Genomic DNA, 25,697 nt, shown 5'->3' with positions numbered 1-25,697 from the left:
ATATGTCAGAATCAAAAGTTGTCTTAATCACCGGCGTCTCTTCAGGTATCGGACGTGTCGCTGCAGAAAAATTTGCCAAACGAGGTTGCACGGTGTTCGGTACCGTCCGTAACCTTGCAACAGCAAGCTCATTACCCGGCGTCAAGCTTATTGAGATGGATGTCCGAGATGAGGCTTCTGTTCAACGAGGTATCCAATCCATCATCACTTCTGCCAAACGCATCGACATACTGGTCAATAATGCAGGTATGACCCTGATCGGTGCGGTGGAAGAAACAAGCACTGCCGAGGCTGTATCGCTGTTCGATACTAATGTCCTCAGTATTCTGCGGACAATACAAGCAGCACTACCGCATATGCGTGCGCAACGCAGTGGCAGAATTGTCAATGTCAGCTCGGTGCTGGGCTTTCTTCCGGCACCTTATATGGGGCTTTATTCCGCTTCCAAACATGCTGTAGAAGGGTTATCGGAAACCCTGGATCATGAGGTCCGCCAGTTCGGCATACGCGTGACTCTGGTAGAGCCGTCTTTTACCAAGACCAATCTGGATCTCAATGCGCCGAAAACGGGTGCAGTGATCGCCGACTATGCCAACGAAAACAGCCTGGTATCAGGCGCATTTCTTAATACTATCAAAACGGCGCCTGAACCTGAGACAGTGGCTAACACGATTGTCAACGCGGCATTGGGTAAGTGGCGTATGCGTCACACGCCAGCTGGACAGGCGTCATTATTGAGTAAGCTGCGTCGCTTTATGCCAGCGGGACCCGTCGATTCAGGCATACGAAAAACCTTTGGACTGAGCTGAACCCTCTTTTTGTTCCAACTTTGTAAACATTTTTGAGGAACAGTGTATGGCGATGAATAGAGAAAATACTGTACGAATCGTAGTGACCGGGACAGGTGTCGTCGGGCCATTAGGCTGTGGCACTGAAACGGTTTGGTCCCGCCTGTTGGCAGGAAAATCGGGCATTCGCACCCTGCCTGTAGAGCTGACAGATGGCACTGGCACCTCTATCGGCGGGCAGGTACCCAGTTTAGAGGAAGATCCGCAAGCTGGCTACGATCCAGAGCGTGTTATTGCCCCCAAAGAGCGTAAGAAAATAGATCGCTTCATTGAGTTTGCGCTTATTGCAGCACAAGAGGCCCTTACTCAGGCGGGCTGGCACCCAAGTGAAGAGGCACAGCAACAGCGAACAGCCACTATTATCGCATCTGGCGTTGGTGGGTTCGGTGCCATCGCAGAGGCTGTGCGCACAACCGATGCGCGAGGACCACGCCGACTCTCACCGTTTACTGCCCCCTCCTTTCTCGCCAATATGGCGGCTGGCCATATTTCCATCACACATGGTTTCAAAGGACCGATCGGAGCGCCAGTGACCGCCTGCGCAGCCGGAGTACAAGCCATTGGCGATGCGGCGCGGCTGATTCGAAGCGGAGAAGCCGACATCGCCGTATGCGGTGGAACTGAGGCTGCCATTCACCGCGTCACGCTCGGAAGTTTTGCAGCTGCGCGAGCTTTGTCCACTGGATTCAACGATCGCCCTGAAGAAGCATCACGTCCATTTGATCGTGATCGGGACGGTTTTGTGATGGCCGAAGGGGCTGGTCTACTGGTCATCGAGTCCCTTGAACATGCGCTGGCTCGCGGTGCACAGCCTCTGGCGGAATTGGTAGGTTACGGCACCAGTGCCGATGCCTATCACCTGACTGCGGGCCCGGAGGATGGCAGCGGCGCCCAACGCGCCATGCAGCAGGCTTTACGGCAAGCCGATATTACTGCTGGTGATGTACAGCACATTAATGCACATGCGACATCAACACCGGTTGGCGATAAGGGGGAGCTGACGGCAATTCGGGCGGTGTTCGGAGCAAACTCGGGGGTTGCGATCACTTCAACCAAATCCAGTACCGGTCATTTACTGGGCGCGGCTGGTGGGATCGAGGCTATTTTCACCCTTCTGGCGTTACGCGATCAGACCATTCCACCGACTCTTAACCTCATCAATCCTGACAAAGCAGCTGATGGCCTCAATCTGGTTGGCCTGTCTGCACGGAAAATGCCAATTAAATACGCCCTGTCAAATGGGTTTGGATTTGGAGGAGTGAACGCCAGTGTACTGTTTCGTCGTTGGGAGCCTCATTGACCCATGGGTTTGGCCATGGATCCTGAAGCCACAACAGATGATAGTGACCGGCGCCCGATCCCATTTCAAGGTGTTGAGAAGGCCTGCCAATCGGCAGGCTAAATGATCAGCGAGTAGCAACCGGCATGGCGGAACCCTGTTCCTCTGCATCGATATCGGTGCTCATTGCCACAGCCTCGCCCTGCTCCACCCACATGCGACGCTCTTCGTCGGTCGCCCGTGGAGAAAACCATCCGAGCTGAGCATAGAGGATCCCGATCACAGGAGACAACCAGCACGCAAACGCCAGTGGAATATAAAGCAGGTTTTCAACCTGACCGTTAGCAATACCCAGCCCCAGTGCGCTGATGACAAAAGCCCCACCAGCATTCCAGGGAATGAGCGGTGATAGCAGCGTACCGCCCTCTTCGATCGCACGGGACAGGTTCAGTGTAGAATAGCCCATGCCACGGTAGATCGGAGCGTACATACGGCCAGGCAAGGCGATGGACAAGTAAGGATCACCCGCTACCAGGTTAGTGGACATGGAAGTAAAGACTGCTACTGTCTGCACACCCCGGAAACTATGCACCTTGGTCATGATCGCTTTGATGATAGCTTCCAGACAGCCGGTTTTCTCCAACGCACCACCAAAACCCAATGCAATCAGCACTAGCGAGATGGTCCACATCATGGACTGGACGCCGCCCCGGTTGAGGAGGCTGTCGATCGCTGCGACACCAGTCTCAATTGAGTAACCGGAATTCGCATAGGTCAACAGCTCATGCACACTGGCACCTTGTGTGATCATGGCAACAACTGCGCCAGCCAGAACACCCGCGAAGAGTGATGGAATCGGAGGCATACGTTTGACAGCCAAGGCAATAACCAGCACAGCGGGTAAGAGTAACCAGGCAGAAATAGTGAAGTTCGCATCCAGTGTTGAGGTGATGGCACTGATTCGCTCGAAGGAGGCGTCACCGCCCTCGATTAATGTAAAGCCAGCCACCAGATAGATCGCCAGAGCAATCAACATCGCCGGAATCGTAGTCGGCATCATGTTCTTGATATGCGAGAACACATCCGTTCCAGTCACTGCTGGTGCCAGATTGGTGGTATCGGACAGGGGCGATACCTTGTCGCCAAAAAAGGCGCCAGATACCACGGCCCCGGCCGTCCAATACATTGGGATATCGAAACCCGCACCAATCCCCATCAGCGCCAGACCCACGGTACCGACCGTGCCCCAGGATGTACCCAACGACAGCGACACTACGGCACACAACACCATGGCGGCGGCCAGAAAAATGCTCGGCGAGAGGATCGTCAACCCATAGTAGATCAAGGTCGGTACCGTACCACTGGCAATCCAGACCCCGATAATCATCCCCACACAGATCAATACCGAAACAGAAGGCAACGATACGTGAATGACATGGAAAATACCTTCTTCGATGTGCTTCCATTTATAACCCAGTGTTATTCCCACCAGGCCAGTAATAGCCAGCCCAATAGCAAGCGGAATGTGTGGTGTAAAATCACCAAAGTAGAAGAGTTGAATGCCCAGCACCACCAAGGTCAGCACCACAGGTGTGAGCGCCAGAGCCAGCCCCGGCTTCTTGCAGTCAATTAACTCAGTCGGATCAGTCATAGCAATATCCTTTTATTTTAGTACGTGTTCGTCATTCGTTGACCGGAAACCGCAAGGCACCCGAGGGCCAGGCTGAGCGATTCCGGCAATATTCTTTCTTAGCCCTCATAACTGAAGTATCAGCCATTATGGCTAGGAAGTGGCTCTGAATAATGCTAATTTAGTCACCAATAGACCTAAAAATTACTAATATGTAGGAATAAAGGCTAGTGAAGATTGACCGAATAGACCGTGAAATTTTGCGCCAGCTTCAGGAGCACGGACGGCTTCCTATTGTTGAGTTGGCCAACAGGGTCAATCTCACTAAAACACCTTGTGCTCAGCGTGTTCGCCGACTGGAAGAATCAGGCGTAATTCGGGGCTATCGTGCCGACCTGGATCCGGATCACCTCAATGCTGGCCATGTTCTGGTGGTTCAGGTGACGATGGATAAAACCAGCGAGGATGCACTTGAACGCTTCAACGAAGCGGTAAGAAAAATTCCTGAAGTACAGAGCTGTTATATGGTGGCAGGGAATTTCGATTATCTGCTTAAGGTAAGAACCCACGATATCCATCAATATCGTGAAGTATTGGGGGCCCAGATTGGGCAGCTACCCCACGTACACCAGACTCACTCCTTTGTGGCGATGGAAATAGTAAAAGACGAAATCACCGTTCCGGTGCCCAACGAAACCCTATGGACCAAGTAAACAGGGGTAACTGACAAGTCATTTGGCGACCTGCGTGTAGCAAAATCGCACATGGACCGGTTGCTTCTCTTAGACGGCGTACACTACTCGCGACTCAAGCGCAGGTATTATCTGCTTTCATGATTTTCCACTGGCTCACCTCGGTTGCTTAAGCACTGGCCTGGTCAAATCACTCAAACGGCACCGTTGCTGCCCATTCTCATCAAAGTTGTTCGGGTCCAACCATTCAGAAAATGCCCGGTGCAATGCTGGCCATTCCGAGTCAATGATCGCGTACCAGGCGGTGTCACGATTACGTCCTTTGTACACGGTAGCTTGACGGAAAATACCTTCGTACGAAAAGCCCAGCCGCTGCGCAGCATCTCGGGAAGGACCATTCAAGGCATCGCACTTCCACTCGTAACGCCGGTACCCGAGTTCAAACACTCGCTTCATCATAAGAAACATCGATTCAGTGGCAACAGGGCTTCTTTTGAGGTGATCCGAGTAATGGATGTGACCGACCTCAATTGACCCACTTGCAGGTGTGATCCTGAGATAACTCGCAACGCCAACCAGCTTATTGTCCGATTTCCGACGTATAGCGAAGAACATCGGATCGGTACTCTGGCAGGATGAAACCATCCAGTCTTTATAGGCCTTCACAGACTCAAACGGGCCGTAAGGAAGATACGTCCAGCTGCGGCCGTCAACGTCCGACAGATTTGCTTCATGTAACGATTCAGCGTGCACCTCCGGATCAAGCGGCTCCAACTGACAATAATGGCCTTCCATCGGTTCGCCAGGTGGCAAATCCGGACGTGTCCACTCTGCGAGCGACTCCCCGATCGGTTGGTTGAGATGGTTAAAAACGTGGTTCATTCTATATCCCTTCATCATTGTCAGCAGCGCGATGCTCAGTACCCTCGATTGACGGCGAAACGGCAACTGTCTCTACCAAGAGATTCGGCTTCAAGACTGCGAATACTTCCGCAAGCTTAAGTGCTGTATTGCTCATTATCATTCTCCTTCGGGTCGTGGGCGCAACGCAGGAGTAACGAGCACCACGACGCTGGTAAACTTGGAACTATCGATGCTATGCACTGCTCATTCAAGGTTCCAACAAAAACCATCAGACTTCATCGAGACTCAGATGCCGTACCCATTAAGTCACTGGGGGGTGGGAAAGCTTTCTTGAATGTGAAAGCTTCTCTGGTGGGGCCCAGCTCTCTCAACATGTTTAGCTTGTTGGATGCCTCTTCAACGGATGGAATGTGTCCAGCGGGCACCCACCAAAGCACCATATGGGCCTCACCGAGTTTGTGAAACCACTCGTTTTTCCGGCGCATGATCTCAACGTGGGCAGACCGATAAACGTAATTATGTAAAGCTTCAACTGAATCCCACAGCGACAGGTTCACGATCTGATCAGAGCCAAAGAAGTCGATCCCGGTGGCATCACCATCCTCGCCCTGGAGCCGCCATAAAAACCCGGGCGACGCTTCAGCCAATGCATTGATCCTGTCCAGGTTTGCCACAAACTCTGAAAGCTGCGGTGAATCCAGTGGAGCCATCAGTTTGGCAATATTGAGTTGGGCGATATGGTACTTATTCACACTTGCCTCCCTGAGAACACTGTTTATACCCATACATAGTACGAGTTAGGTGCTATTTCGTTGGCCTTGTCAGGCATCATTTTGAGCATTCTGATGCGCTTGAATAATATATTCGCGTGCATGCTTGATTTCAATTTCAGCCACTGTCAGAAATTTTATGTGTCGTCTTGTCTTTCCAGAACCCTCGAGAACACCAAATTCGTCATTCAAACCAGCACCATTACTCAACTCAAGAGTAACATGCTGTTTATAGGAAAAAACGCCACAAAATGGTGTTGGATCAGAAAACAGTATTCCACCGTATTTGATCTCCTCGGAAACAGTTCGAGACGTGGACAGAGCCATTTCACGTAGTGACTCAACAATGTCTGCCTGCTCAGAGCTGATCAGTCGGATGTCACTCAGGAAGCTATCGATGCGTGTCTTGGACATGTTTAAAAGCCTGTTAAATGAAAAGCTGTTCGAACTCAGAAATGAGTGTTATATCTCTATATGAGCACACTACGCTTAATCGTCCCAATGCAGATGCAGAGATATATTTAAGCACACTATGCAACTACTCCAAAAAGTAAACCAACAGCTGCGGTTAACGCCATTGCGAGAGATCCCCAGAATGCTACCCTGATGGCACCGATAGCCATAGAAGCACCACCTGCCCGTGCTGCAATGGTGCCAAGCAGTGCAAGAAAAATAAGAGAAAACAATGCAACAAGAATAATCAGTAAATTAAGTGGTGCCATCCATGCAACCAGCAATGGAAGTGATGCGCCAATTGTGAAAGTACTCGCCGACGATAGCGCAGCCTGAGTCGGCCGTGCATTAACACTCTCTGAAATACCAATATCATCTCTGGCATGCGCTCCAAGCGCATCATGCTCCATAAGCTGCTCAGCAACCTGGCGTGCTAACAATGGCTCTACACCTCTTCCCTCATATATCTGAGCAAGCTCATTTTTTTCAAATTCAATATCTTCTTCCAATGATCTTTTTTCAATAGCAAGATCAGTCTTTTCAGTATCGGATTGGGAGCTGACGGATACGTACTCACCAGCAGCCATAGACATAGCTCCTGCGACTACGCCAGCCACTCCTGCCAAAATAATACTTTCATGAGTCGTGCTGGAGTTATTGTCAAATCTGGTGTTCAGCAGCCTGATCAAGCGGCGCTCCTCTGGTCGGATGTTGGCACCTCTTCTCCATCCCTGAACTTTACTCCGGTAATGACTTTGGCAAGATAGTCAAAGCCCCGTAGTTTTCTCCATTTTCCTTCAGCACACATGCCCAGCTTGAACATCATATGCAGCATGCCCGCTCTCGACAGGCAACCTTTTGAGCGCTTGGTCCGGTGGCGTATCGTACCGAACGTTGACTCAATCGGGTTCGTCGTCCTTATGCTTTGCCAGTGCGGGGCCGGGAAGTCGAAGAAGCTCAACAGCTCTTCATGATCCTTTAGCAGACACTCAGCCACCTTAGGGTACTTTGCCTGATACGTTCTGATGAAGGTATCGAACGCCTTTTCAGCATCGGCTCGTGTCTCAGCCTGCCAGATATCATGCAGCGCCTGCTTGGCTTTAGGCTGACTTGACTTCGGCAGTCGATTCAAGACATTGGCCGTTTTGTGCACCCAGCAGCGCTGCTGACGTGTCGATGGGTACACGTCCTCCAGCGCTGCCCAGAACCCCATCGCGCCATCGCCTACGGCCAACTCGGGTGCATTCATCCCGCGTCCCTTGAGACTTTCCAGCACGGCTTTCCAGCTTAGTGTCGACTCGCGTGCACCATCCTCAATGGCCAGGAAGTGCTTCTCGCCACGCTCATTGACGCCCATCACTACCAGCGCGCATAGCTTACTCTCCTCTGATCGCAGACCACTGTAGATGCCATCAGCCCAGATGTAGACCCAGCGGTCCTTATCCAGCGATCGCTTGCGCCACGCCTCATACTCATCGGCCCACTGGCGCTTCAGTCGTGACACCGTGTTGGCAGATAGCCCCTTTGCTTCAGGCCCTACCAGAGCTGACAGCGCCTCCTCCATCTCACCAGTCGATATTCCTTTCAGGTACAACCAAGGCAGGGCAGCCTCCAGACTCCGGGTCTTGCGAACATACGGCGGCACCAGTGCAGACCGAAAGGTCACCGCTTCACCATCCTTGCTGCGAACCTTGGGCACTTTCACTGTAACCGGGCCAATGCCGGTTTGGATCTCGCGCTCAGGCAAGTAGCCATTACGGACGATGGAGGCTCTACCATCATCCAATCGGCGATCCTGGTACGCCTCCATGAAGACAGCTAGCTCTGCCTCAATCGCTTGATGGATCAGATCCCGCGCTCCTTGGCGCAACAGATCAGATAACGGATCTCTTGTCTGATCTCGACGGGCAAACTCAACAAGGGTATTCTTGTTCATGGCGGTGTATCTCTTCTGTTGATTCGTTTTTTGGCGATTACAAATCAACCAGATACGCCGCTTTTTTTCAACTCTTCCGAACACCAGATTCAGTTATAACTCGTCGTGCTGGCTGATGCGACACCAATAATAAGACTTGCCGTAGAAACAATGCCGTCATTTGCCCCGAGTACAGCAGCACGCAACCACCCCACTCGATGTGATCTATGTATTTCTTTATGGCCCATATGATTTCCTTCAATCACTTATCCATAATTAATTAGCTCAAAGATCATATGTCAATGAGCGTACATATCCATATCCGTTGACAGGTGTACCCGCCCCGGCAGTAGTCAGCGGGGCAATAATATCAGCTGGGTTATCACGCATATCCTCCACTGCAGAGTCCACGCGCACCTGGTAACCACTATCGATCAGTGAGTCATCCATATCTACAGTTATTTGCAAAATTTGACCACGAGAAATGCTTGCACCCGTCAGCCCATCATATTCAGATAGACTCCTGTTACTGACGCGATCCCAATCACTCAGATGTTTGTAATGCTTGCTCTTTTTGCCCGCAATCCAAAGTGTTTGCTGATATCCACCGCCTGAGTCCGTAAGGTAGATTGCAAGGTAAGCACCATCGCCAGGGTAATTATTCAATTGCGTGGTGATGGTTACCTCCCTGGCCTGTGCGAGAGCAGGAAGGGCTATTGCCCCTGCAAGTCCTGCAACGATCAGATGTTTATTCATAGTGTCCATCTGGTTAGTTAGTCGTTTAAATTCGTCATGTTTCCTTACCTGAACTCAAAGCGTTCTTGGTGAAAGCGTAATGAAATAGACATGTCTGCAAGGCCATTACGAAGAGTTGTTGCCAGGCCCTGTGGGCCGCAGAACCAGACATCGACCTTGGTGTGATGGATCTGTAATTGATCTGCAGTCAGCCACTGCCCCTGTTGGCTTTGGTGAATCTGCAAGGTTATATCTGGCAACTGCTCAACTAAGGTTTGCAGGCGCGCCGCATTGGGATCATCGGTTGCGAGTTGGGTAGCGTAATGTAAGGTCACGGCTGGGTAGGTCTTGTCTGTATTGATCAGACGACTTTCCAGTGCAGCCAGAAACGGGGTGACACCAATGCCACCAGCCACCCAAATCTGTTGAGCTTTGGTTCTGCCTTTCTCTGGATTAAAACAGCCATAAGGGCCTTCAACGGTAACCTTGCTTCCACTGTAAAGCCGATGTGGCAGGGTGCGGGTATAATCACCTAGTGCCTTTATTTGAAAACTGAGCAGGCCATCCTTCTGATCTGTAGAGGCCAGGGTGAAAGGATGTGCGCCTTCACTCCAGTCGAAAGTCACGAGTGCAAATTGCCCCGCTTTGTGTCCTGGCCAGTTCTTTCCCATCTCACAGACTACTTCAGTGGTTGTGTGGGATGCTTGCCGAACGGCACGAACCAGACCCTTCCAGCGGCGAGTCTTGCCGATCTGTCCAGTCAGTGATTGTAAGGACGCCACACAGCCTCCGAATATAAACACAGCCATCAGCCAGCCGGTGGGCTGTTGCCACCAGCTTAGCGGGGCCAGCAATACGGCATGGGAGGCCAGTGCCAGATAAATGAGAGGCATGATCCGGTGCAGATAGCGCCAAAAGCGGTAGGGGACCCAACGGATCAGGGTTAGGACAACCAGCGCCAGCAATAGATAAAGCCCCGGCTCACCCAGATCCTCGGCCAAGTCTTGTAGACTGTCCAGTAGACCAGAAAAATGGGCTTCCCTCAGGCTACGCTCCTTTCCAAACAGATCCTGGATGTGGTCATCTGCCATTTCAATTAGCCAGTGCGCCGTGGCAAAAACGGCGCCTAGAATACCGGTCCATTTATGTAGATGATACATTTTATCCAGGCCACCCAATGGGAATTCCAACCATTTAGGGCGCATTGCCAGTAGCATAGTGAGAGACATAAAATTGATGGCAAGAAAGCCGCTGAGTGTGAGTAAATGCTCATAGCTGAGCCCCCACTGCCAGACACTTAACTGTAAAGTCAGTAGTGCCAGCAGGCTCAGGGGTAAACGTAGATTTGACATGAGTACACTCCTTTAGGTTTAGAATCCATTCTGCGCTGCCATCCTGACAGCAACCTTAAAGAGTGAATTGTGGTGCTTAAGAATCAGGTATTCGCTTTAACGAGTGATTGCACTTCTATCCAGGTAATCTTCGGCTGAGCCCTGATTATTGAATTTTATCTCCAGCTCACGTATTTCCAGTGATGCGGGTGAATATACTGCCTCGAAGCGGTTCCCAAGCGTGTCAACGCCCTTAACTTCATAGCAGCCATCGTCGATCTTGATACGATCAACTTGCCAGCCGTTGCTCTCTAAATTCTGTTGCAGGTTTTCTTCTGGTTGCCAGCTATCAACAGGATCATCACAATCATCACTGGCAAACGCCGCTCCGGTTGTAAGTGAAGTAGCGATAAGCAGGGGTAGTAATACTTTTTTCATGGTGGCTCTCCAATTTTTGCGTTGTTTGTTAGTGTTGGGTGACTTTACTTCACTTTCCTGACAGTGACCTGAACAGCTAACCTTACCCAGGGTGAAAAAATAATAACGATTCAGGCTCTTGTCAGAAAAGCGGGTTAAGATAGTTTTTTTGGGAAGATATTATGCGAATACTCCTGGTGGAAGATACAGCAGGTCTTGGCGAAGCGATCCGTGATCAATTACAGGATGAGGGCTATGCCGTTGACTGGGTGATGCGTATAGAGGCCGCTACAAGCTGTTTGCGCAGCACAGACTATGATCTGTTACTGCTGGACTTGATGCTCCCTGATGGTTCCGGGCTGAATTTTCTGCAGCAATTAAGAAAAACGAGTAGCGTTCTACCAGTGATTATTATGACCGCCAAAGACCAGATTGCTGACCGTATCAGTGGACTCAATGCCGGTGCCGATGATTATTTGGTTAAACCCTTTAATCTTGATGAAATGATGGCGCGTGTGGCGGCAGTGGCACGGCGCTATAGCGGTAACCCCAACCCGAATATTGTGTTGGCAGACTTGCAGGTCAATTTGGCAGATCGAACCGTTTACCATTCGGGGCAGCCAGTTGAGTTGACCTCGCGTGAATGGGCCATTTTCGAAACCTTTTTGCAGCACCCAGGGCAACTCTTAACCCGCTCACGCCTGGAAGATGCCCTGTATGCCTTTGGTGCTGAAATCGAAAGCAATACCATTGAGGTCTATATCAGCCGTTTGCGTAAAAAGTTAGGTAAAAGTTGCATCGAAACCCTGCGTGGTATGGGCTACAGGATGCCACGTGGATGAAATCGATCAGCCTGCAAAAACAACTCATTTTACGTCTGCTGATTCTGGTGACCTGTGTATGGCTGCTAGGGTTATGTCTGGCTGGTATCCAATTAAATAAAGAGCTGAATAAAACCTTCGATAGTGCCTTGCAGGAAACGGCTGAGCGCATCTTGCCCTTGGCGTTAGTTGAAATTTTTAACCGGGAAGACGCGAAATTGCTGCAGCAGTTACCTGCACTGAGCGCTCATGAAGAACGCCTGACCTATCAAGTGCGCAATGTTGAGGGTCAGGTGTTATTGCAGTCGCATACGGCCCGGCAAAAATCCTTCAGTATCCCTCTGAGAGATGGCTTTGATAGTCAGGAGGGTTATCGGATTTTTACTGTATCAGCCGTCCAGGGGCGCTACTTCATACAAGTGGCTGAGCCACTCGACAAGCGTCGTGAGGCGGTTATGCACACGTTACTGAACCTGGCCATGCCCTTACTGCTGTTACTGCCCCTGTGCTTGCTGATGGCCATCTTTCTGGTGCGCCAAGTGATCAGGCCCGTCAGGCAATATGGTACGCAATTAGCCCAGCGAGGCGCCGGCGATCTGACCCCAGTCACGCCCGGGAATCTGCCGCATGAGCTGGAACCCATGAGGCAGGCGGTTAATCAGCTCATGCGGCGCCTGCAAACCGCCCTGGAGTCTGAGCGTCATTTTACCGCCAATGCGGCACATGAGTTACGTACACCATTGGCTACTCTGATGGCTCAGGCTCAACGCTTAGAAAAAACACTGGGCGATGAAGTTTCGCGGTTAAAAGCGGGTCAGTTAGTCACGACGCTCAATCATCTTGTAAACCTGTCAGATAAACTGTTACAACTCGCTAAAGCTGATAGCAGTGCACTGTTGACTGATAAACCTCAGGATCTAAGTCTGTTATTGTCCCTGATTGCCGATGAGTATCAACGGTCAGGGGTACAAAACCTGCAACTGCAGCTTCCTGAGCAAGCGATCAAAGCGTGTATCGATGCCGATGCCTTCTCCATTTTGGTCAAAAATCTGATTGAAAATGCCATAAAGCATGGGGAAGCGAATAGTAGGATTACAGTGCAGTTGAGCGTGAAGGGTGAACTACGGGTTGTGAATGCCTGTGAACCATTAAATACAGACCAACTGTCGCGCCTGCACGAGCGTTTCTTTCGTGCTTCTGACAGCCTTCCAGGCTCTGGCTTGGGGTTAGCTATTGTAGACGCTCTGGTAAAGGGGATGGGTGGACAAATACAGTTATTGTCGCCAGCGAGTAATTCCGACAGAGGGTTTGAAGCAGTGATTCAGCTACCTATTCAGTTTGTAACTATTCAGCCATTATAGACCCAGCAGGTTTATTTATTATCATCGGCAGCATTCATAAAAGGTAACAGCTCTCCTTTAAAAAGTGATGCCATAGCCTGCGAGCCGCTGACTCCTTGCTTGCGTGCAGTCGATAAATAACTCCGGACACGACAGAAGATATGAGCACCTTCCAGCGACCGGAAGCACCCTGATATTTTCTGCTGCACCTTGAGCATCCGGATATCCCGTTCACCTTGGTTGTTGGTAAAGGGCACATGGGGATCCTCTAAAAATCTAAGCACATCGGCTTCGAAGTTCCTCAGCCTCTCAAGTAGATTTCGTGCCGTTGAGCGCTTAAGGCGACCGCGTTTGCCGTCTCGTTGTACTTCATCGGGTGGCGGACATTCAATATCCGCTTTCTTTAAACAGTCTCTATAAGCTTTACGCCAACCTTCCGCTTGATCGGCAGGTACTGACCCGCCAGCATTGATGACGGCATCATTCATGGTGCACAGTAATGTCTGCATGCGCTGTGCCCAGGCTTGTTTGTCCTGCTCCCAGACGCGTTCAAGTTCACGCAAATGGTGAGCATTACACAGTGCATGCTGGCAATCGGTATAGCGGTAATAGGGTTTCCAGTGATCATGACACAGCGTACCGGTAAAGCGCGGTAAGATGCCGATCTGATCCATGGCTTCACTGCCTCGTTTTGAGTGAGGTGCTAACCACGTGAGTGACTCATTGGATGCACAATGCAGCCAATGACGCTTTCCACCAATATTGATACCGGTTTCATCGGCATGGATCACCTGCGCCTGAGTCAGACGCTGTTTGACCCATGACTCAAACGGCGCGGCTTTATCGAAGGCTTCTTTATTGAAGTTAAATAACGAACCGACACTTAACGGAATACTGAGCTGATCTTCAAAGTACTCACGTACGCGGTCATACGGCAGTAACTGATACAGGGATAAGTAAACCGCATGAGCCTTTAATACAGGGCCATATTGAACTGACGATTTCACACCCTCTGGAAAGGGCGCGGTGACACGATTACCCTGTTCATCTTCAAGGATTTCAGCACGGTACTCTGTGACGAGACGACTGATATCGATATCAAAGACCTGCCGAGTCTCATAGCCAGCGAACGTGTAAGTGCTCCCCTTGGGCAAGGTGCGACGATCGATTTTAACAACGTTGATCTCATCTGGATCATCCACGGGTTGTAATGTTTTCCCGATACGCCCCTGTTGGCCGCCGGGTTTACGATCACTTTTAGCGCGTTCTTTTTTAACGCGATCAGGATCCTGAGACGGGGGTTTGCTGCTATTGCGACTGTTGGTGTTGACGCGTCCTAGCAGGATTGGAATGATTAACAGGAGTATCTCAAACGTTGATCGTAACGATGGAGAAATAGATGCATCATCTTTAAGTTGCTGCCTTGCATTCGCTATGATCGCGTCGACATCAATATCACTGATCTTCATGAGATAGACCTGAATCCTGCTGTTTGATGGCTTATTATCGCACGCTTTTTTCAGATCGGATTTTTCGCTCTGTGATGCGTTCTAAGCGGTTTTAAGCATTCATCCTCGCAGGGAGTGATATCGTCTGATCTGTAACGACTGCGGGGCTAAATGGTGCGCTTGGTAAGTACATATGATGGAAGCCAGGGCGGCGATGAGATCTGGACGTTTTTAGCCAAAAACACTGTCAAGTACTTTTTTAGTTATTTTGGGCTGAATAGATACTTCAGTTTTAAGTTGAATAGCTGTAGCACGTCACTATTACACAGATTCTGATCATTAAAACGGATCATGTCCGGCAATATCAACGCGACCATAAGTGCTTAATTCTCCCTGTCGATTGTTTCAATTTGCTTTTGTTCGTCTTCAGTTAGAGCTTTATAGCCTCTTGGAAATGGTCAGCCATACCCCCACCGAAACCTGAAGGGAAAAAAAGGTGTGCCACCTACTCGAACACCAGCCAGCATAATTAGCCCGAATATTGCAGCATAAACAAGAATGGCGACCCGGTTTTTTGCTATAATTCAGGTACTTAAGCTAAATATAACAACCGGATCGCCCATGACACATTGTACTGTTACCCGGGACCTATTTCCACGTTGCAAAGGCCGTAAAATCGAGATCAATTTTGACGGTGGTGACATCACTGCCGATGCAGGTGTGATCCTGCTCCGACAACTCGACCGGGAGCTGAACCTGACCCGTTCAATTGCCCGTAAAATCACTGATCCGCGTAACCCATCTCTTTGCCGACATCAGGCGCAGACCATGATTCGACAGCGCGTTTACGGACTGGCGATGGGGTATGAAGACCTCAACGATCACACAACGCTGCGGCATGATCTGGCGCTTCAGACCGCTGTCGATAGCGATACTGCATTGGCCAGTCAGTCCACCCTGTGCCGGTTCGAACTCAACGCCAATCGAGCCTGGGCCGTGGCCATGCATGAAGAACTGGTTGAGCAATTCATTCGCTCGTACAGGAAGCCACCAAAACGGCTGATTCTCGACTTTGACGCCACTGACGATACGGTGCATGGAGAGCAGGTAGGCCGCCACTTCAATGGTTATTACAACAGTTACTGCTTCTTACCACTATTCGTGTTCTGCGGGCAGAAACTGTTGGTGAGCTATCTGCGCCCCGCGTCTGTTGACGCAGCCAAGCATGCCTGGGCCATTCTGGCCCTACTGGTCAGGCGGCTTCGCGCCGAGTGGCCGCAGGCGCAGATCATTTTTCGAGGCGACAGCGGTTTCTGTCGGCCACGACTACTGAGCTGGTGTGAACGCCACGGTGTCGATTATGTCGTTGGTATCGGCAAGAACTCCAGATTGGATCAACTGGCATTGGATACCCGTTACCGCGCGGCTATCGCGTGCGAGGCCACACAGGAAAAACAGCGCTGCTTTGCGACGCTCTGGTACTCGGCACGCAGTTGGAAGAAGCGCGTACGAAAAGTGATCGTCAAAGCCGAGTTCACTGCACTGGGCGACAACAACCGTTATATTGTCACCAGTCTGTCAGGCTCTGCCAAGTGGCTATATGACCGGCGTTACTGCCTGCGGGGTGATATGGAGAACCGGATCAAGGAACAGCAATGGCTGTTCTCTGACAGAACCAGCTGCCATGACTGGTGGCCTAATCAGTACCGTTTACTGCTATCCGGCCTGGCTTACGTGCTACTGGAAAGGTTGCGCAGTGGTTATCTGCGTGGCACTCGCTATGCCAGAGCTCAGGTGACTACGCTGCGTACCCGACTACTGAAAATCGGTGCCGTCATCACCCGCAACACCCGCCGGATCCGTATCATGATGAATAGCACTTATCCGGATCAGGAGCTGTTCCAGAAAATCACCGCCAAAATGGCATCAGGATAACGTCAGTTGTGCTGCTCCCGGCACGGAATAAACAATGGGGTAAGGGGAAGTTGTGCTCTGATCATGCTGATTGATCAATAAACAAACAGCGCGCCGGGGTGCGCTCAGCAAATCGGACAGAATTGGGCTGTCTGGCCCTCCACTTAAGAGCCGGATGAAATATTCGGGTTAGAGCGATTTCTGGCCCTCCTACTGTTGATACGCAAGCCTCTAGTGCCCTATCTGCTGCCACACGATCCTGGTATGTACCGCCTTTCCAGTAAGTGTAATCGTGGGCCATACAGCACGATAGCCATAATTCGCTCTGCTGAACTGTTCCATCTGGAAACATGCTACACCCATCAGACTCGAACGGCCGGATTTCGCTTGCCAGTGAACATAATGGTAAAAATACTAATATGAAAAGGAAATTTCTCATGGCTATAGGCAATTATTACCGGATAAACGTGGGTGACTCCTGAAGAGAGTTCAATCGAAAAAACCTGTAATGGTGCCAAGTCTTTTGCTTACAGCCAAACCAACCCTTGATATGGATGGGTTTTTAGTGGCTCCAGCCGAGCTTGAAGGTAACCACTGTGGATTTCAAGCGTATGACCGTCAAGATCTAAAAGATACAGTGACCAATCAAGATCACTGACGGCAATGGGGAGTAACCTCCCCACTGCCAATCGAGAAGTGTAATGGCAAGAGTTACAACAGAGCCAGGTCGAGCTCCAGTGAGGCGCAATAGTTAATCTAGATTGTTGTCAGAGCATTCTCACAACCAAAGGCTTCTTCAGAGGCTGATGCTGATATTGTGACGGGAAAAAAATGTTTGTAAGTTCGGAACACGACGGTGGTCAATATTCTTATCAGTACGTGACAGTCCCCATATTCTTTTTGAGGGATAGGCAGAAAAATTCTCAGCCATATCTTCATGAACCAATACCTGCAGATCGGTACCTATTGCACGATATGCCCGAATAATAACATCGGTACAAACGCCATAGTTCTCGGGTACGTCGCCATTCGGATAGTCAATGGCAAAATATGCTCCATTGTAGGTGATATTGTGCTTTGTTCGATCGATAGCAGCAGCCACAAGATCTTGCTCAAAATTCGCTCCGAAGCAATTTTGGGCTATCAGTACGATTGCAATAGTGATGAATCTAGACATCAATAATCTCTATATTAAGTGTAAACGAAGTCAGGCACTGGCACCTCTTCAACTTCTGCCAGAAGGTAACTGTAGTGACACCCATGGCCCTATCCCCAAGGTTAGCAACCAGGTTGCATTACAGCATAGTTGATGAAGTATTCGGCAGAAAAATTAACATTCAGTGAAGGCATCCAGCGGCCATCATGGGCAAACACGACAGACTCAGTGCGCTAGGGCACAGATCAGCACTATCTTCGAGGTCTACCATAGAACTTCTTTATGATCGAATGATGAGTAATGGAGAAGTATATGAAAAATAATCTTAAAAGACTGCTACTGGCATCCAGCGTTTCCCTTGCGCTCGCAGGTATAAGCGCAACTGCACTTGGCACAGAGGATTCAGATGGCTTGAACAGTGCCCGTCAGCAATCGCAGATCGAAACAACTTACGCTTTGAGTCCCTACCTGCGGGCTCATGACATTGAGATAGAAGTTGTTGATGGTAAGGCAACGCTGACAGGTATAGTCGATGAAGATGTATATAAAGAGCTGGCAGAGCAGATAGCACTGGGTGTGCAAGGCATAGAGTCTGTAGACAACGAAATTGAAGTTCAAGCCGACTATGTGATGGAAGCAAGCACTGACAATGAGCGCAGTTTCGGAGAAGTGGTTGACGATGCCTCAATCACAGCCGCAGTTAAATCAAAACTGCTGTGGAGCAGCTTCGCTGACGGCTTGGATAGTGACATTGAAACTCACAAGGGTGTAGTCACGATTGCGGGCACGACAGACAGCGATGAAACGAAATCCAAGATTGATAAGCTGGCACTCGGAACCCGAGGCGTCCGGTCAGTAGACAATCAGATGACAGTTGATCCAGACGCCAAGACTGCTGCAACCGGTAGTGATGAGGACATCAGTTCAGGACAGGCTATCTCCGATACATGGATCACCACTAAAGTGATGTCTACCTTTCTAATGTCCAGGAACATCCACAGTTCTGATATCAATGTTTCAACCGAAGATGGGATTGTTACCCTGAATGGAACGACACAAAGCAGTACAGAAAATGCGCTGGCTGTTGAGCTTGCTCAGAATATCAAAGGGGTAAAAAGTGTCATTGCTACGGATCTGGGCTCTTTACTTTGAATGAGGCCTGATACAAAAGCGCATGATCAGAGTCAAAAAAACCTGGAGCCGGATTAACCGGCCCCAGGTAAACTTGTTAACAGACTCAGCTGTTCACTGAGCCTGTGTCTGAAGACAATCGCCTGACTAGCGAAGCGTTTCTGAATAGTGCTTGGTACCATAGTAGGAATGGATCTGATGACCCCAGTCCGAGGGTGTAAATAATTCTGTGTAACCGCCGGGGTTATACGTAGTCGCTAATGCGATCCTCGAACTCGATCATAAACCGGTTCAGTGCGGCCTTCCAGTTTCTGATTGGCATCGTCCACTTTTTCGACGCATCCATGATCGCGAGATAGACCACTTTTCGCGCGGAGTCGTCTGTCGGGAATAGCTTCCGCTTCTTGATTGCCTTGCGGATAACACTGTTCAGGGACTCGATGGCGTTGGTCGTGTAGATAGCCTTCCGGATGTCCTGCGGGTAGCGGAACAGCGTGTTCAGATTGGGCCAGTGGTTGCGCCAGGAGCGGCTGATATGAGGGTATTTTTCGTCCCAGCGCTCCGCGAACTCGTCCAACGCCTGCAGCGCCTCTTCTTCCGTGGCCGACTGGTAAATGCGCTTCAGGTCGGCGGTCACTGCCTTGTAGTCTTTCCAGGGCACGTACTTCATTGAATTGCGAACCATGTGAACAATGCAGAGCTGAACCTGGGCCTGCGGGTACGCCGCATTGATGGCGTCAGGGAAGCCCTTGAGTCCATCCACGCAGGCGATGAGAATGTCCTTCACGCCGCGATTCTGGAGCTCTGTGAGGACGCCGAGCCAGAACTTGGCACCCTCGTTCTCCGAGAGCCACATGCCCAGCAGCTCCTTGTGGCCTTCGAGATTCACGCCCAGGGCCAAGTAGATGGCTTTGTTGATTACCTGCTTGTCTTGTCGGATTTTGACAACGATGCAGTCCAGGTAGACGATAGGATATACGGGGTCCAGTGGCCGCGACTGCCATTCGACTACGCGCTCAATGACGGCCTCGGTTACCTTGGAAATCAGGGTGGGTGAGATGTCGGCATCGTACATCTCCTTGAACGTGGCGACGATCTCCCGGGTGGTCATACCCTTCGCGTAAAGGCTGAGGATCTTGTCGTCCATCGAGGTGAAGCGGGTCTGGCCCTTCTTCACTAGCTGCGGCTCGAAGCTACCATCGCGATCACGAGGCGTGTTCAGCTCAAACTGGCCGTCTTCGGTCTTCAGGGTCTTGCTGGTGTGACCGTTGCGGCTGTTCGTATTGTCAGAGGGCTGATGGCGCTCGTAGCCCAGATGCTCATTGAGTTCGGCATTCAGCGCCGCCTCAACGGTGATCTTGGTCAGCATCTGGCTGAACTCGTTCAGATCCTTCTCAGTTTTGAGGCCCTTCGCAGCCTCGCGTGCGAAGGCTTCCAGCTCTTTCCTGTTCATCTTGTCTATCCTTACCCTGTCAGGGTTCTATGATAGACGGTTTACACAGTTTTATTTACAGGCTCCCCAGTCCATATCAGCCATATCTGGCCAGTTATCTTTGTCGAAGCCTGGCGCATTTTTCAGCTTTTCTTTATCTGCATTCAACGTGAAACGATGTTGATCAGCATCCAGCGTCAATGCATTCCAAGGCACCGCGAACAGCTTTTCACCCAAGCCAAAGAAGCCTCCGAATGAAAGTACGACGTACGCCACATGTCCGGTAGAGATATCCAGCATTATATTCTTGATGTCTCCGAGATCATCTCCCTGAAGATTATGAATATTGCTGCCGTCAAGTGAATCAAAGCTAATCAATTGTGGGCTACCGATATTAAGGTGTTTATTTAAAACGCTGCCGGCACCATTAGTTTCATTGATCATGAGTATCTCCTTATATTAATGACTTAACCACAAATCGTCGGCCAAAAATGTGAATGCCTACGACTCCATTAAGTCTATGGGAGCAGCTTTAAGACGTATGTGCGGTGGCCCTCATAATCGAAACTATTTCACAGCAGACTTTATGTCTGATGGTCAGAACACTCACCAACCGAATCCTGCATCACCCTTCTCGCTGTCGCCGCTTCCTGCTCATTCAGGGTTTCAACCACCAGCACGACATGGCCTTGGGAAATGGCATCGCTGACCAAATCGGAAAGCCACCCCTCTTTCTTATCCACACCTTCCGTGGCGCCAGCCGCAGCCCCGATCAAACCACCGATACTCGCCCCCCAACCGAGAAGCATCAACGGAGCGACTACCGGGCTGGCGACGAACAACGTCACACTTGTCGCCGCTAGCGCCACACTGCCTAGCGCGCCGATGCCAGTACCCACAGCGGTACCAACGGCACCATCAACCATGATATTTTTCAGCACGTTGTCGCTCTTTGCTTCCTTTGCAGACGGAGGCGACATAGCGTCGGTATAGATACTCATCCTTTCGCGTGGCAAGCCCTGATCAATCAGTATGGAGAGAGTTCTCTCTGCATCATCGTGGTAGGCAAAAAAACCGGATACATAATGGCGATTTTCATTCATGGTCCTTCTCCTGAGGATAGCCCGTTAGAAACGGATAAATCATTAGTATCCTCATAAGGAGCATGCAGGTCTGTACGACATCGCACACAGCCAATCAGCACTGCCACCATCATTCGTTACAGCAACGTCGGCAGAATTTTTTCCTGAATCGCTGCATCTAGTCGTTGAATAATCGCATCGCTGACTTGCTGGCTACACAAAATATACCGATATTCCCCTTGAGGCATATCGGAAAAGGTCACATATTGAAAATCCTCTTTCGAAAAGTTCGATAAGGCGAGCAATCCATCGGCTTCTTCAGGAGCAATAAAAAAATAATCACTACGTCCAACCTGAACTTTCATCAACATCTGGATGTTTTCTACAATCGCTTTCTCGATGTTGGGCTTATGTTGTGCGATCTTTTCATCAAGAAATTTGCCATATGAATACCCATCCTTCGCCTCCATGAACAGTTTTGGATGCGACAAAAGCTCGTCCACGCTCATCCCACTACGCAGCTCGGAATTATCCGCGCGCGCGATAGCAATCTGCGGTTGGTCCTGGTATATCGGCAGGGTATATTTTGCAAATTTTTCCCGCTCCGGATTTTTGAACCATCCCACCAGACAATCGTACCCTTCGTTCTCTTGCACCACTTGCATTTGACGCTTGGAGGGTGTGAGCTCCCACACAAATGGTATCCCAGCAAGCTCAAATGCCTGCTGGGCAGGAGTCGCTGTCAAACCTGTAGCTTCTCCTTGAGGAGTCGTGACCAGATACGGGACACGTTCGTTATAATGGAGAGTGATTGAGGGAGTTTCAGCCAAGATGGGTGTGGGCAGTAGTGCCCCTATCATGAAAAACAGTGTGACGATCATGCCATTGATAACATGATGTTTCATATAGCGGCTCTCTTTCTCTGTGGCATGCAGATGAAACAATACTTTTGACCCTGGAATGCATATATCAGCTGCATGCCCACAACTCGGATGCATTCTTCTTTAGAGATCAGGTTTCAGTGTAGCATCCGCTCACAATCGTGCCGAACACTTGCCACAACAGTATGTGCCCTCCTATGCTCATTCGTTTGACTATCTTAATATGTCTCTGCTTTGAGAGCGCTTGCCGGGAACTTCCATTCCTGTCCTTCTGTCTCGTCCTGCTGCAGATAGGGTAAAAGCCTGTTGGTTTCTTTCTGAACTACAAAATAGCACTCGCAGCAACGCTCCTCCAGAGCAGCTCGATCCAGTACAGTGATATGACCACGCTGGCACTCGATAATGCCAAGCTTCTGCAGCTGACCAGCGGCTATAGTGACGCCTTCACGCCGCACTCCGAGCATATTGGCGATCATTTCTTGAGTCATTGTCAGTTGGTTGCCCTCAAGTCTGTCCAACAGTAGCAACAACCAGGTGCAAAGCCGGTGGTCCAGATTGCAATGGCGATTGCACACGGCCGTTTGTGCCACTTGCGTAATCAGCGCCTGCGCGTAGCGCAGAATCAGCTCCCATGATTCTGCGTAGCGATTGAATTCAGTCTTCAATTGTTGACTTGGCAGCCGATGGGCATAACCGCCGCTCAGTACAATCGAGCGACTCGTGGTGCTTTCGCCACCCAAGAGTGAGGAAAGCCCTATCAAACCTTCACTGCCAACCATGGAGATTTCGCTGGAAGCACCACTTTGTGTCATGTATGTCTGTGCGATAATGCAATTGATCGGGAAAAAGACGAAGTTTTCCTTTTCGTTGGCGTCAAAAAGTATCTTGCCAGCAGGCAACTCGACCAACTTGAGGTGTGGTAAAAGGCGGTTCTTGACTTCGTCCGGGAAGGCGTCGTTCAAGTGATTCGTGAATGGATAGTGTAAGTGAGAATGTGGATGTGAGTTTGAATGTGAGTGTAAAAAGCTCATGCAAGTTGCCTCCTTGCGATAGTTCGATTGACGGCCCTATGTACATATGGACACCTCGAAAAACCATGCTTCGCGACTCTATAGACTCCTTGCGCGGTGCCACTGAAATGAATTTAAAATATAGGACTCATAAATGGAGCAGGTGCTGATCCTGCAGATGGATCTTCAGGCTACTCACGGCCTCTTGTACCTGAGGCAGTAAAGCGAGCATGAGTAGCCTGATTGAGATCAACGCGCCAGGTGATCTGTATACTCTTCCAGGGTAATGGCGCCATTACCGTCGGCATCGATTTCGTCGAAACGAGTCATCAGCTCTGGATCAGCCTGAACTTCATCAGGTGTAATAGCACCATCGCCGTTGGCATCCAGAGCCGAAAAGGCAGCCTGAGCCTCGGCATTTACTTCACCCTTAGCTCCCATTCCTTCTTCATTTGCAAAAGCAGTCATGGACATCAGTAAAACAGATGCAGCAATCAGTGATTTATTCATATCAAAATACTCCTTGTAGTTGATAAGTACTGAGGCAAGTTAAAAGTGTTAATGCATGTGTCGCCTCGGTAGTGGATAGAGCAGGATACATGCCAGCATATTTGAATTACTTTAAAAACAACCTCTTATATAAATTTGTGGTGTAAGAGACAGAGTAATCAGTGGCGTCGATGTCGCAACTGAGCGACATGATTGTGGTGATATTTAAAAAATCATTAAAAAACAACATATTAAGATGTCTCTTTCTGGCGACAGATAATTGGCGACCAGTAACCCTTACCAATGACCAAAAAGTCATTTGTTTTTCTTTGCCACCCTGTCTAAATTTAAGTTTTCCATTCGACTAGTAGTCAAGGAGCCTATCGAGCCTGGATTGAACCGGCTCCCAAAGGGCGCACTGTTCGACAGAGAATGCGCAGAAAACAAGAACAGATTGAGGGCCAAACCATGTCTGATACCCTGATACTAGGCACCCGCAAGGGCACTGTCATCCTCGACCGAACAGCCTCTGGCTGGCAAGCGCGACCGATACTCCATGCCGGCATTCCCGTCTGCTATGCCACCCGTGACCCTCGCGATGGTACTCTTTGGGCATCTTTGGACCACGGCCACTGGGGGCCGAAATTATCCCGCTCACGCGATGACGGCAAGACCTGGGAAGATCTGAGCACGTTGAAATATCCGGAAGGTGCGCGCCACATATTACAATACTTGCCTACACCTGATTTCGAAGCGGAAGCTCCGACGGGTGAGCCGGACTATGCCAACGCGACGGTATATAAGATATGGTATCTGACCTTCGGTGGCCCGAACCAGCCCGGGCGCGTCTACGCAGGCACCATTCCCGGTGGCCTCTTTATCAGCGATGACGGTGGCGACAGCTGGACGCTCAATCGCCCCTTGTGGAACCATGAAAGCCGAGGTGGCGACCTGTTCGCAGGTGATGCCACCAGCGAGAACCAATGGGGCGGCACACCGGCCAGTATCGATTACGGTGTATTCGAACCCGGCATCCATTCCATTCTGGTCGACCCACGCGACCCGAATCACCTTCATGTGGCCGTGTCTTCCGCAGGCGTGCTTGAATCGACCGATGGCGGCGAAACCTGGTCCGGACGCAACCAGGGCATGCTGATGGATTACCTGCCCAACCCCGCCGCCGACTGGGGCCACGACCCGCACTACATCACCCAATGCCCAGGCCAGCCGGAGCATCTCTGGCAGCAAAACCACTGTGGTGTGTTTTACAGCAACGATGGCGCCAAGCAGTGGAAAAAAGTCAGTGTGCCGGAAGCTGGCGTGCACTTCGGCTTCCCGATCGCTGTCGATGAACAGGATGGCCGTACCGCCTGGGTAGTACCCGCGCGAGCGGATATGGCGCGAATGACCCTGAACGGTGGCCTTTTCGTTGCCCGTACCACCGATGGCGGCGAAAGCTGGCAGGAGTTGCGTCAGGGCCTGCCGCAGGAACATGCGCACGACATCGTGTTCCGTCACGCACTGGATGTTTCCGGCGACCGTCTCTGCTTTGGCAGCACTACCGGTAATGCCTACGTTTCGGAAGATCGCGGTGACACCTGGCAATGCCTCGGTAATAACTTCCCGCCGATCTACTCCGTTCGCTTCGGGTGATGTTATGCCGACGGTTAAAATGACTTCGCACCTCTACCGCTTCTTTCCGCAATTGGAAGATCAGGTCATCACGTTGCCATCAGGTTCGGTAGCCGAAGTCCTGCACGGCATCAATGAGCTGGCACCCGGCTTCACCGACTATATTCTGGATGAGCGCGGCGCCATGCGCCGCCATGTAAAGCTGTGCATCAACGACACCATTGTCATCGATCGCAAAGCGCTCAGCGACCGCGTGCAGGAAGAGGACACCCTGTTCATCTTTCAGGCCCTGAGTGGCGGTTAGTGCAAATAATTTTCTCTTTTTGCAACTCCGTGCGCCAGCGAACAGACCTGCCCAAACCGATACCCTATTCTGGGCTTAGATGAGGCGAAGGAGTTGCCTGAACAGGGAGTTACATTGCGCGCC

The 25,697-nt window shown here is 50.5% G+C and carries 26 protein-coding genes and 1 pseudogene; 9 read left to right on the top strand and 18 right to left on the bottom strand.

The window, feature by feature from the left end:
• Positions 1–2: 2 nt before the first annotated feature.
• Together ACK3CJ_RS07125 and fabF are read left to right on the top strand one after the other, a co-directional pair.
• Positions 3–809 carry an oxidoreductase gene (locus tag ACK3CJ_RS07125; protein WP_409525752.1) on the top strand — a complete coding sequence of 269 codons (807 nt, stop codon included), beginning with the start codon at positions 3–5 and terminating at the stop codon, positions 807–809.
• A 46-nt stretch (positions 810–855) separates the two neighbouring features.
• Positions 856–2,148, top strand: a complete 1,293-nt coding sequence (gene fabF, locus ACK3CJ_RS07120) for a beta-ketoacyl-ACP synthase II (RefSeq protein ID WP_409525751.1) — start codon at positions 856–858, stop codon at positions 2,146–2,148.
• A gap of 106 nt (positions 2,149–2,254) precedes the next feature.
• Here the strand turns inward: fabF and nhaC are convergent, their stop codons facing one another.
• Positions 2,255–3,778, bottom strand: coding sequence for a Na+/H+ antiporter NhaC (gene nhaC, locus ACK3CJ_RS07115; RefSeq protein WP_409525750.1), 1,524 nt, complete (start codon positions 3,776–3,778; stop codon positions 2,255–2,257).
• A 209-nt stretch (positions 3,779–3,987) separates the two neighbouring features.
• Here nhaC and ACK3CJ_RS07110 point away from each other — a divergent pair, with 209 nt between their 5' ends.
• Positions 3,988–4,470, top strand: coding sequence for an Lrp/AsnC family transcriptional regulator (locus ACK3CJ_RS07110; protein WP_409525749.1), 483 nt, complete (start codon positions 3,988–3,990; stop codon positions 4,468–4,470).
• A gap of 135 nt (positions 4,471–4,605) precedes the next feature.
• Here the strand turns inward: ACK3CJ_RS07110 and ACK3CJ_RS07105 are convergent, their stop codons facing one another.
• The 9 genes and pseudogenes from ACK3CJ_RS07105 to ACK3CJ_RS07065 form a co-directional block, all read right to left on the bottom strand.
• The gene (locus tag ACK3CJ_RS07105; protein ID WP_409525748.1) at positions 4,606–5,331 is read right to left on the bottom strand and encodes a GNAT family N-acetyltransferase; all 726 of its coding nucleotides are present in this window, start codon (positions 5,329–5,331) and stop codon (positions 4,606–4,608) included.
• Positions 5,332–5,588: 257 nt separating this feature from the next.
• Positions 5,589–6,065, bottom strand: coding sequence for a DUF3291 domain-containing protein (locus ACK3CJ_RS07100; RefSeq protein WP_409525747.1), 477 nt, complete (start codon positions 6,063–6,065; stop codon positions 5,589–5,591).
• A gap of 69 nt (positions 6,066–6,134) precedes the next feature.
• Positions 6,135–6,497, bottom strand: coding sequence for a DUF1801 domain-containing protein (locus tag ACK3CJ_RS07095; RefSeq protein WP_409525746.1), 363 nt, complete (start codon positions 6,495–6,497; stop codon positions 6,135–6,137).
• Positions 6,498–6,613: 116 nt separating this feature from the next.
• Positions 6,614–7,225: a VIT1/CCC1 transporter family protein gene (locus tag ACK3CJ_RS07090; protein WP_409525745.1), complete on the bottom strand. Its 612-nt coding sequence runs from the start codon at positions 7,223–7,225 to the stop codon at positions 6,614–6,616.
• The gene (locus ACK3CJ_RS07085) at positions 7,222–8,472 is read right to left on the bottom strand and encodes an IS256 family transposase (protein WP_409522858.1); all 1,251 of its coding nucleotides are present in this window, start codon (positions 8,470–8,472) and stop codon (positions 7,222–7,224) included. The genes ACK3CJ_RS07090 and ACK3CJ_RS07085 overlap by 4 nt, the downstream gene beginning before the upstream one ends.
• 101 nt (positions 8,473–8,573) lie before the next feature.
• A pseudogene (locus tag ACK3CJ_RS07080) lies at positions 8,574–8,699 on the bottom strand (VIT1/CCC1 transporter family protein); the annotation flags it as partial.
• A gap of 37 nt (positions 8,700–8,736) precedes the next feature.
• Positions 8,737–9,207: a DUF2271 domain-containing protein gene (locus ACK3CJ_RS07075; RefSeq protein ID WP_409525744.1), complete on the bottom strand. Its 471-nt coding sequence runs from the start codon at positions 9,205–9,207 to the stop codon at positions 8,737–8,739.
• A 44-nt stretch (positions 9,208–9,251) separates the two neighbouring features.
• Positions 9,252–10,538, bottom strand: coding sequence for a ferredoxin reductase family protein (locus tag ACK3CJ_RS07070; protein ID WP_409525743.1), 1,287 nt, complete (start codon positions 10,536–10,538; stop codon positions 9,252–9,254).
• Positions 10,539–10,634: 96 nt separating this feature from the next.
• Positions 10,635–10,955 carry a PepSY domain-containing protein gene (locus ACK3CJ_RS07065; RefSeq protein ID WP_409525742.1) on the bottom strand — a complete coding sequence of 107 codons (321 nt, stop codon included), beginning with the start codon at positions 10,953–10,955 and terminating at the stop codon, positions 10,635–10,637.
• A gap of 161 nt (positions 10,956–11,116) precedes the next feature.
• Between ACK3CJ_RS07065 and ACK3CJ_RS07060 the strand changes: the two genes are divergently transcribed.
• A complete protein-coding gene (locus ACK3CJ_RS07060; RefSeq protein WP_409525741.1) occupies positions 11,117–11,776 on the top strand; it encodes a response regulator in 660 nt (219 codons plus the stop codon).
• Complete coding sequence (locus ACK3CJ_RS07055; protein WP_409525740.1) at positions 11,773–13,116, top strand: ATP-binding protein; 1,344 nt, start codon at positions 11,773–11,775, stop codon at positions 13,114–13,116. The genes ACK3CJ_RS07060 and ACK3CJ_RS07055 overlap by 4 nt, the downstream gene beginning before the upstream one ends.
• Before the next feature lie 11 nt (positions 13,117–13,127).
• Here the strand turns inward: ACK3CJ_RS07055 and tnpC are convergent, their stop codons facing one another.
• Positions 13,128–14,564, bottom strand: a complete 1,437-nt coding sequence (gene tnpC, locus ACK3CJ_RS07050; protein ID WP_409524409.1) for an IS66 family transposase — start codon at positions 14,562–14,564, stop codon at positions 13,128–13,130.
• Between the two features lie 600 nt (positions 14,565–15,164).
• Here tnpC and ACK3CJ_RS07045 point away from each other — a divergent pair.
• The gene (locus ACK3CJ_RS07045; RefSeq protein ID WP_409525739.1) at positions 15,165–16,478 is read left to right on the top strand and encodes an IS1380 family transposase; all 1,314 of its coding nucleotides are present in this window, start codon (positions 15,165–15,167) and stop codon (positions 16,476–16,478) included.
• A 775-nt stretch (positions 16,479–17,253) separates the two neighbouring features.
• Here the strand turns inward: ACK3CJ_RS07045 and ACK3CJ_RS07040 are convergent.
• Positions 17,254–17,634 (bottom strand): DUF1287 domain-containing protein, encoded by a 381-nt coding sequence (locus tag ACK3CJ_RS07040; RefSeq protein WP_409525738.1) that lies wholly within the window; start codon positions 17,632–17,634, stop codon positions 17,254–17,256.
• A gap of 291 nt (positions 17,635–17,925) precedes the next feature.
• Here ACK3CJ_RS07040 and ACK3CJ_RS07035 point away from each other — a divergent pair, with 291 nt between their 5' ends.
• The gene (locus tag ACK3CJ_RS07035; RefSeq protein ID WP_409525737.1) at positions 17,926–18,765 is read left to right on the top strand and encodes a BON domain-containing protein; all 840 of its coding nucleotides are present in this window, start codon (positions 17,926–17,928) and stop codon (positions 18,763–18,765) included.
• 223 nt (positions 18,766–18,988) lie between these two features.
• Here ACK3CJ_RS07035 and ACK3CJ_RS07030 read toward each other — a convergent pair whose 3' ends face one another.
• The 6 genes from ACK3CJ_RS07030 to ACK3CJ_RS07005 form a co-directional block, all read right to left on the bottom strand.
• Positions 18,989–20,197 (bottom strand): IS256 family transposase, encoded by a 1,209-nt coding sequence (locus ACK3CJ_RS07030; protein WP_409522710.1) that lies wholly within the window; start codon positions 20,195–20,197, stop codon positions 18,989–18,991.
• Between the two features lie 51 nt (positions 20,198–20,248).
• On the bottom strand, positions 20,249–20,620 hold the full coding sequence (locus ACK3CJ_RS07025) for a PRC-barrel domain-containing protein (RefSeq protein WP_409525736.1): 372 nt from the start codon (positions 20,618–20,620) through the stop codon (positions 20,249–20,251).
• Positions 20,621–20,760: 140 nt separating this feature from the next.
• Positions 20,761–21,279 (bottom strand): hypothetical protein, encoded by a 519-nt coding sequence (locus ACK3CJ_RS07020; protein WP_409525735.1) that lies wholly within the window; start codon positions 21,277–21,279, stop codon positions 20,761–20,763.
• Between the two features lie 116 nt (positions 21,280–21,395).
• Positions 21,396–22,163, bottom strand: coding sequence for a substrate-binding periplasmic protein (locus ACK3CJ_RS07015; protein ID WP_409525734.1), 768 nt, complete (start codon positions 22,161–22,163; stop codon positions 21,396–21,398).
• A 194-nt stretch (positions 22,164–22,357) separates the two neighbouring features.
• The gene (locus ACK3CJ_RS07010) at positions 22,358–23,101 is read right to left on the bottom strand and encodes a Crp/Fnr family transcriptional regulator (protein WP_409525733.1); all 744 of its coding nucleotides are present in this window, start codon (positions 23,099–23,101) and stop codon (positions 22,358–22,360) included.
• A 297-nt stretch (positions 23,102–23,398) separates the two neighbouring features.
• The gene (locus tag ACK3CJ_RS07005; protein WP_409525732.1) at positions 23,399–23,659 is read right to left on the bottom strand and encodes an EF-hand domain-containing protein; all 261 of its coding nucleotides are present in this window, start codon (positions 23,657–23,659) and stop codon (positions 23,399–23,401) included.
• Positions 23,660–24,106: 447 nt separating this feature from the next.
• Here ACK3CJ_RS07005 and ACK3CJ_RS07000 point away from each other — a divergent pair, with 447 nt between their 5' ends.
• Together ACK3CJ_RS07000 and ACK3CJ_RS06995 are read left to right on the top strand one after the other, a co-directional pair.
• On the top strand, positions 24,107–25,291 hold the full coding sequence (locus ACK3CJ_RS07000; RefSeq protein ID WP_409525731.1) for a WD40/YVTN/BNR-like repeat-containing protein: 1,185 nt from the start codon (positions 24,107–24,109) through the stop codon (positions 25,289–25,291).
• Positions 25,292–25,295: 4 nt separating this feature from the next.
• The gene (locus ACK3CJ_RS06995) at positions 25,296–25,574 is read left to right on the top strand and encodes a hypothetical protein (RefSeq protein ID WP_409525730.1); all 279 of its coding nucleotides are present in this window, start codon (positions 25,296–25,298) and stop codon (positions 25,572–25,574) included.
• Positions 25,575–25,697 lie beyond the last annotated feature (123 nt).

The sequence above is a fragment of the Nitrincola salilacus genome (assembly GCF_046271865.1).
In the GTDB taxonomy this organism is placed as follows: Bacteria; Pseudomonadota; Gammaproteobacteria; order Pseudomonadales; family Balneatricaceae; genus Nitrincola; species Nitrincola salilacus.
Note: the sequence above shows the minus strand (reverse complement) of the source record. Positions and strands in the feature narration are given on the sequence as shown.

What these genes read in the sequence shown, in the direction of transcription:
- ACK3CJ_RS07015 (WP_409525734.1), bottom strand. Translation starts at nt 22,163, where the DNA reads ATGAAACATCATGTTATCAATGGCATGATCGTCACACTGTTTTTCATG.
- ACK3CJ_RS06995 (WP_409525730.1), top strand. Translation starts at nt 25,296, where the DNA reads ATGCCGACGGTTAAAATGACTTCGCACCTCTACCGCTTCTTTCCGCAA.
- ACK3CJ_RS07075 (WP_409525744.1), bottom strand. Translation starts at nt 9,207, where the DNA reads ATGAATAAACATCTGATCGTTGCAGGACTTGCAGGGGCAATAGCCCTT.
- ACK3CJ_RS07000 (WP_409525731.1), top strand. Translation starts at nt 24,107, where the DNA reads ATGTCTGATACCCTGATACTAGGCACCCGCAAGGGCACTGTCATCCTC.
- ACK3CJ_RS07040 (WP_409525738.1), bottom strand. Translation starts at nt 17,634, where the DNA reads ATGTCTAGATTCATCACTATTGCAATCGTACTGATAGCCCAAAATTGC.
- ACK3CJ_RS07035 (WP_409525737.1), top strand. Translation starts at nt 17,926, where the DNA reads ATGAAAAATAATCTTAAAAGACTGCTACTGGCATCCAGCGTTTCCCTT.
- ACK3CJ_RS07095 (WP_409525746.1), bottom strand. Translation starts at nt 6,497, where the DNA reads ATGTCCAAGACACGCATCGATAGCTTCCTGAGTGACATCCGACTGATC.
- ACK3CJ_RS07030 (WP_409522710.1), bottom strand. Translation starts at nt 20,197, where the DNA reads ATGAACAGGAAAGAGCTGGAAGCCTTCGCACGCGAGGCTGCGAAGGGC.
- ACK3CJ_RS07005 (WP_409525732.1), bottom strand. Translation starts at nt 23,659, where the DNA reads ATGAATAAATCACTGATTGCTGCATCTGTTTTACTGATGTCCATGACT.
- ACK3CJ_RS07025 (WP_409525736.1), bottom strand. Translation starts at nt 20,620, where the DNA reads ATGATCAATGAAACTAATGGTGCCGGCAGCGTTTTAAATAAACACCTT.
- ACK3CJ_RS07065 (WP_409525742.1), bottom strand. Translation starts at nt 10,955, where the DNA reads ATGAAAAAAGTATTACTACCCCTGCTTATCGCTACTTCACTTACAACC.
- ACK3CJ_RS07085 (WP_409522858.1), bottom strand. Translation starts at nt 8,472, where the DNA reads ATGAACAAGAATACCCTTGTTGAGTTTGCCCGTCGAGATCAGACAAGA.
- fabF (WP_409525751.1), top strand. Translation starts at nt 856, where the DNA reads ATGGCGATGAATAGAGAAAATACTGTACGAATCGTAGTGACCGGGACA.
- ACK3CJ_RS07060 (WP_409525741.1), top strand. Translation starts at nt 11,117, where the DNA reads ATGCGAATACTCCTGGTGGAAGATACAGCAGGTCTTGGCGAAGCGATC.
- nhaC (WP_409525750.1), bottom strand. Translation starts at nt 3,778, where the DNA reads ATGACTGATCCGACTGAGTTAATTGACTGCAAGAAGCCGGGGCTGGCT.
- ACK3CJ_RS07105 (WP_409525748.1), bottom strand. Translation starts at nt 5,331, where the DNA reads ATGAACCACGTTTTTAACCATCTCAACCAACCGATCGGGGAGTCGCTC.
- ACK3CJ_RS07045 (WP_409525739.1), top strand. Translation starts at nt 15,165, where the DNA reads ATGACACATTGTACTGTTACCCGGGACCTATTTCCACGTTGCAAAGGC.
- ACK3CJ_RS07125 (WP_409525752.1), top strand. Translation starts at nt 3, where the DNA reads ATGTCAGAATCAAAAGTTGTCTTAATCACCGGCGTCTCTTCAGGTATC.
- ACK3CJ_RS07070 (WP_409525743.1), bottom strand. Translation starts at nt 10,538, where the DNA reads ATGTCAAATCTACGTTTACCCCTGAGCCTGCTGGCACTACTGACTTTA.
- ACK3CJ_RS07055 (WP_409525740.1), top strand. Translation starts at nt 11,773, where the DNA reads ATGAAATCGATCAGCCTGCAAAAACAACTCATTTTACGTCTGCTGATT.
- tnpC (WP_409524409.1), bottom strand. Translation starts at nt 14,564, where the DNA reads ATGAAGATCAGTGATATTGATGTCGACGCGATCATAGCGAATGCAAGG.
- ACK3CJ_RS07020 (WP_409525735.1), bottom strand. Translation starts at nt 21,279, where the DNA reads ATGAATGAAAATCGCCATTATGTATCCGGTTTTTTTGCCTACCACGAT.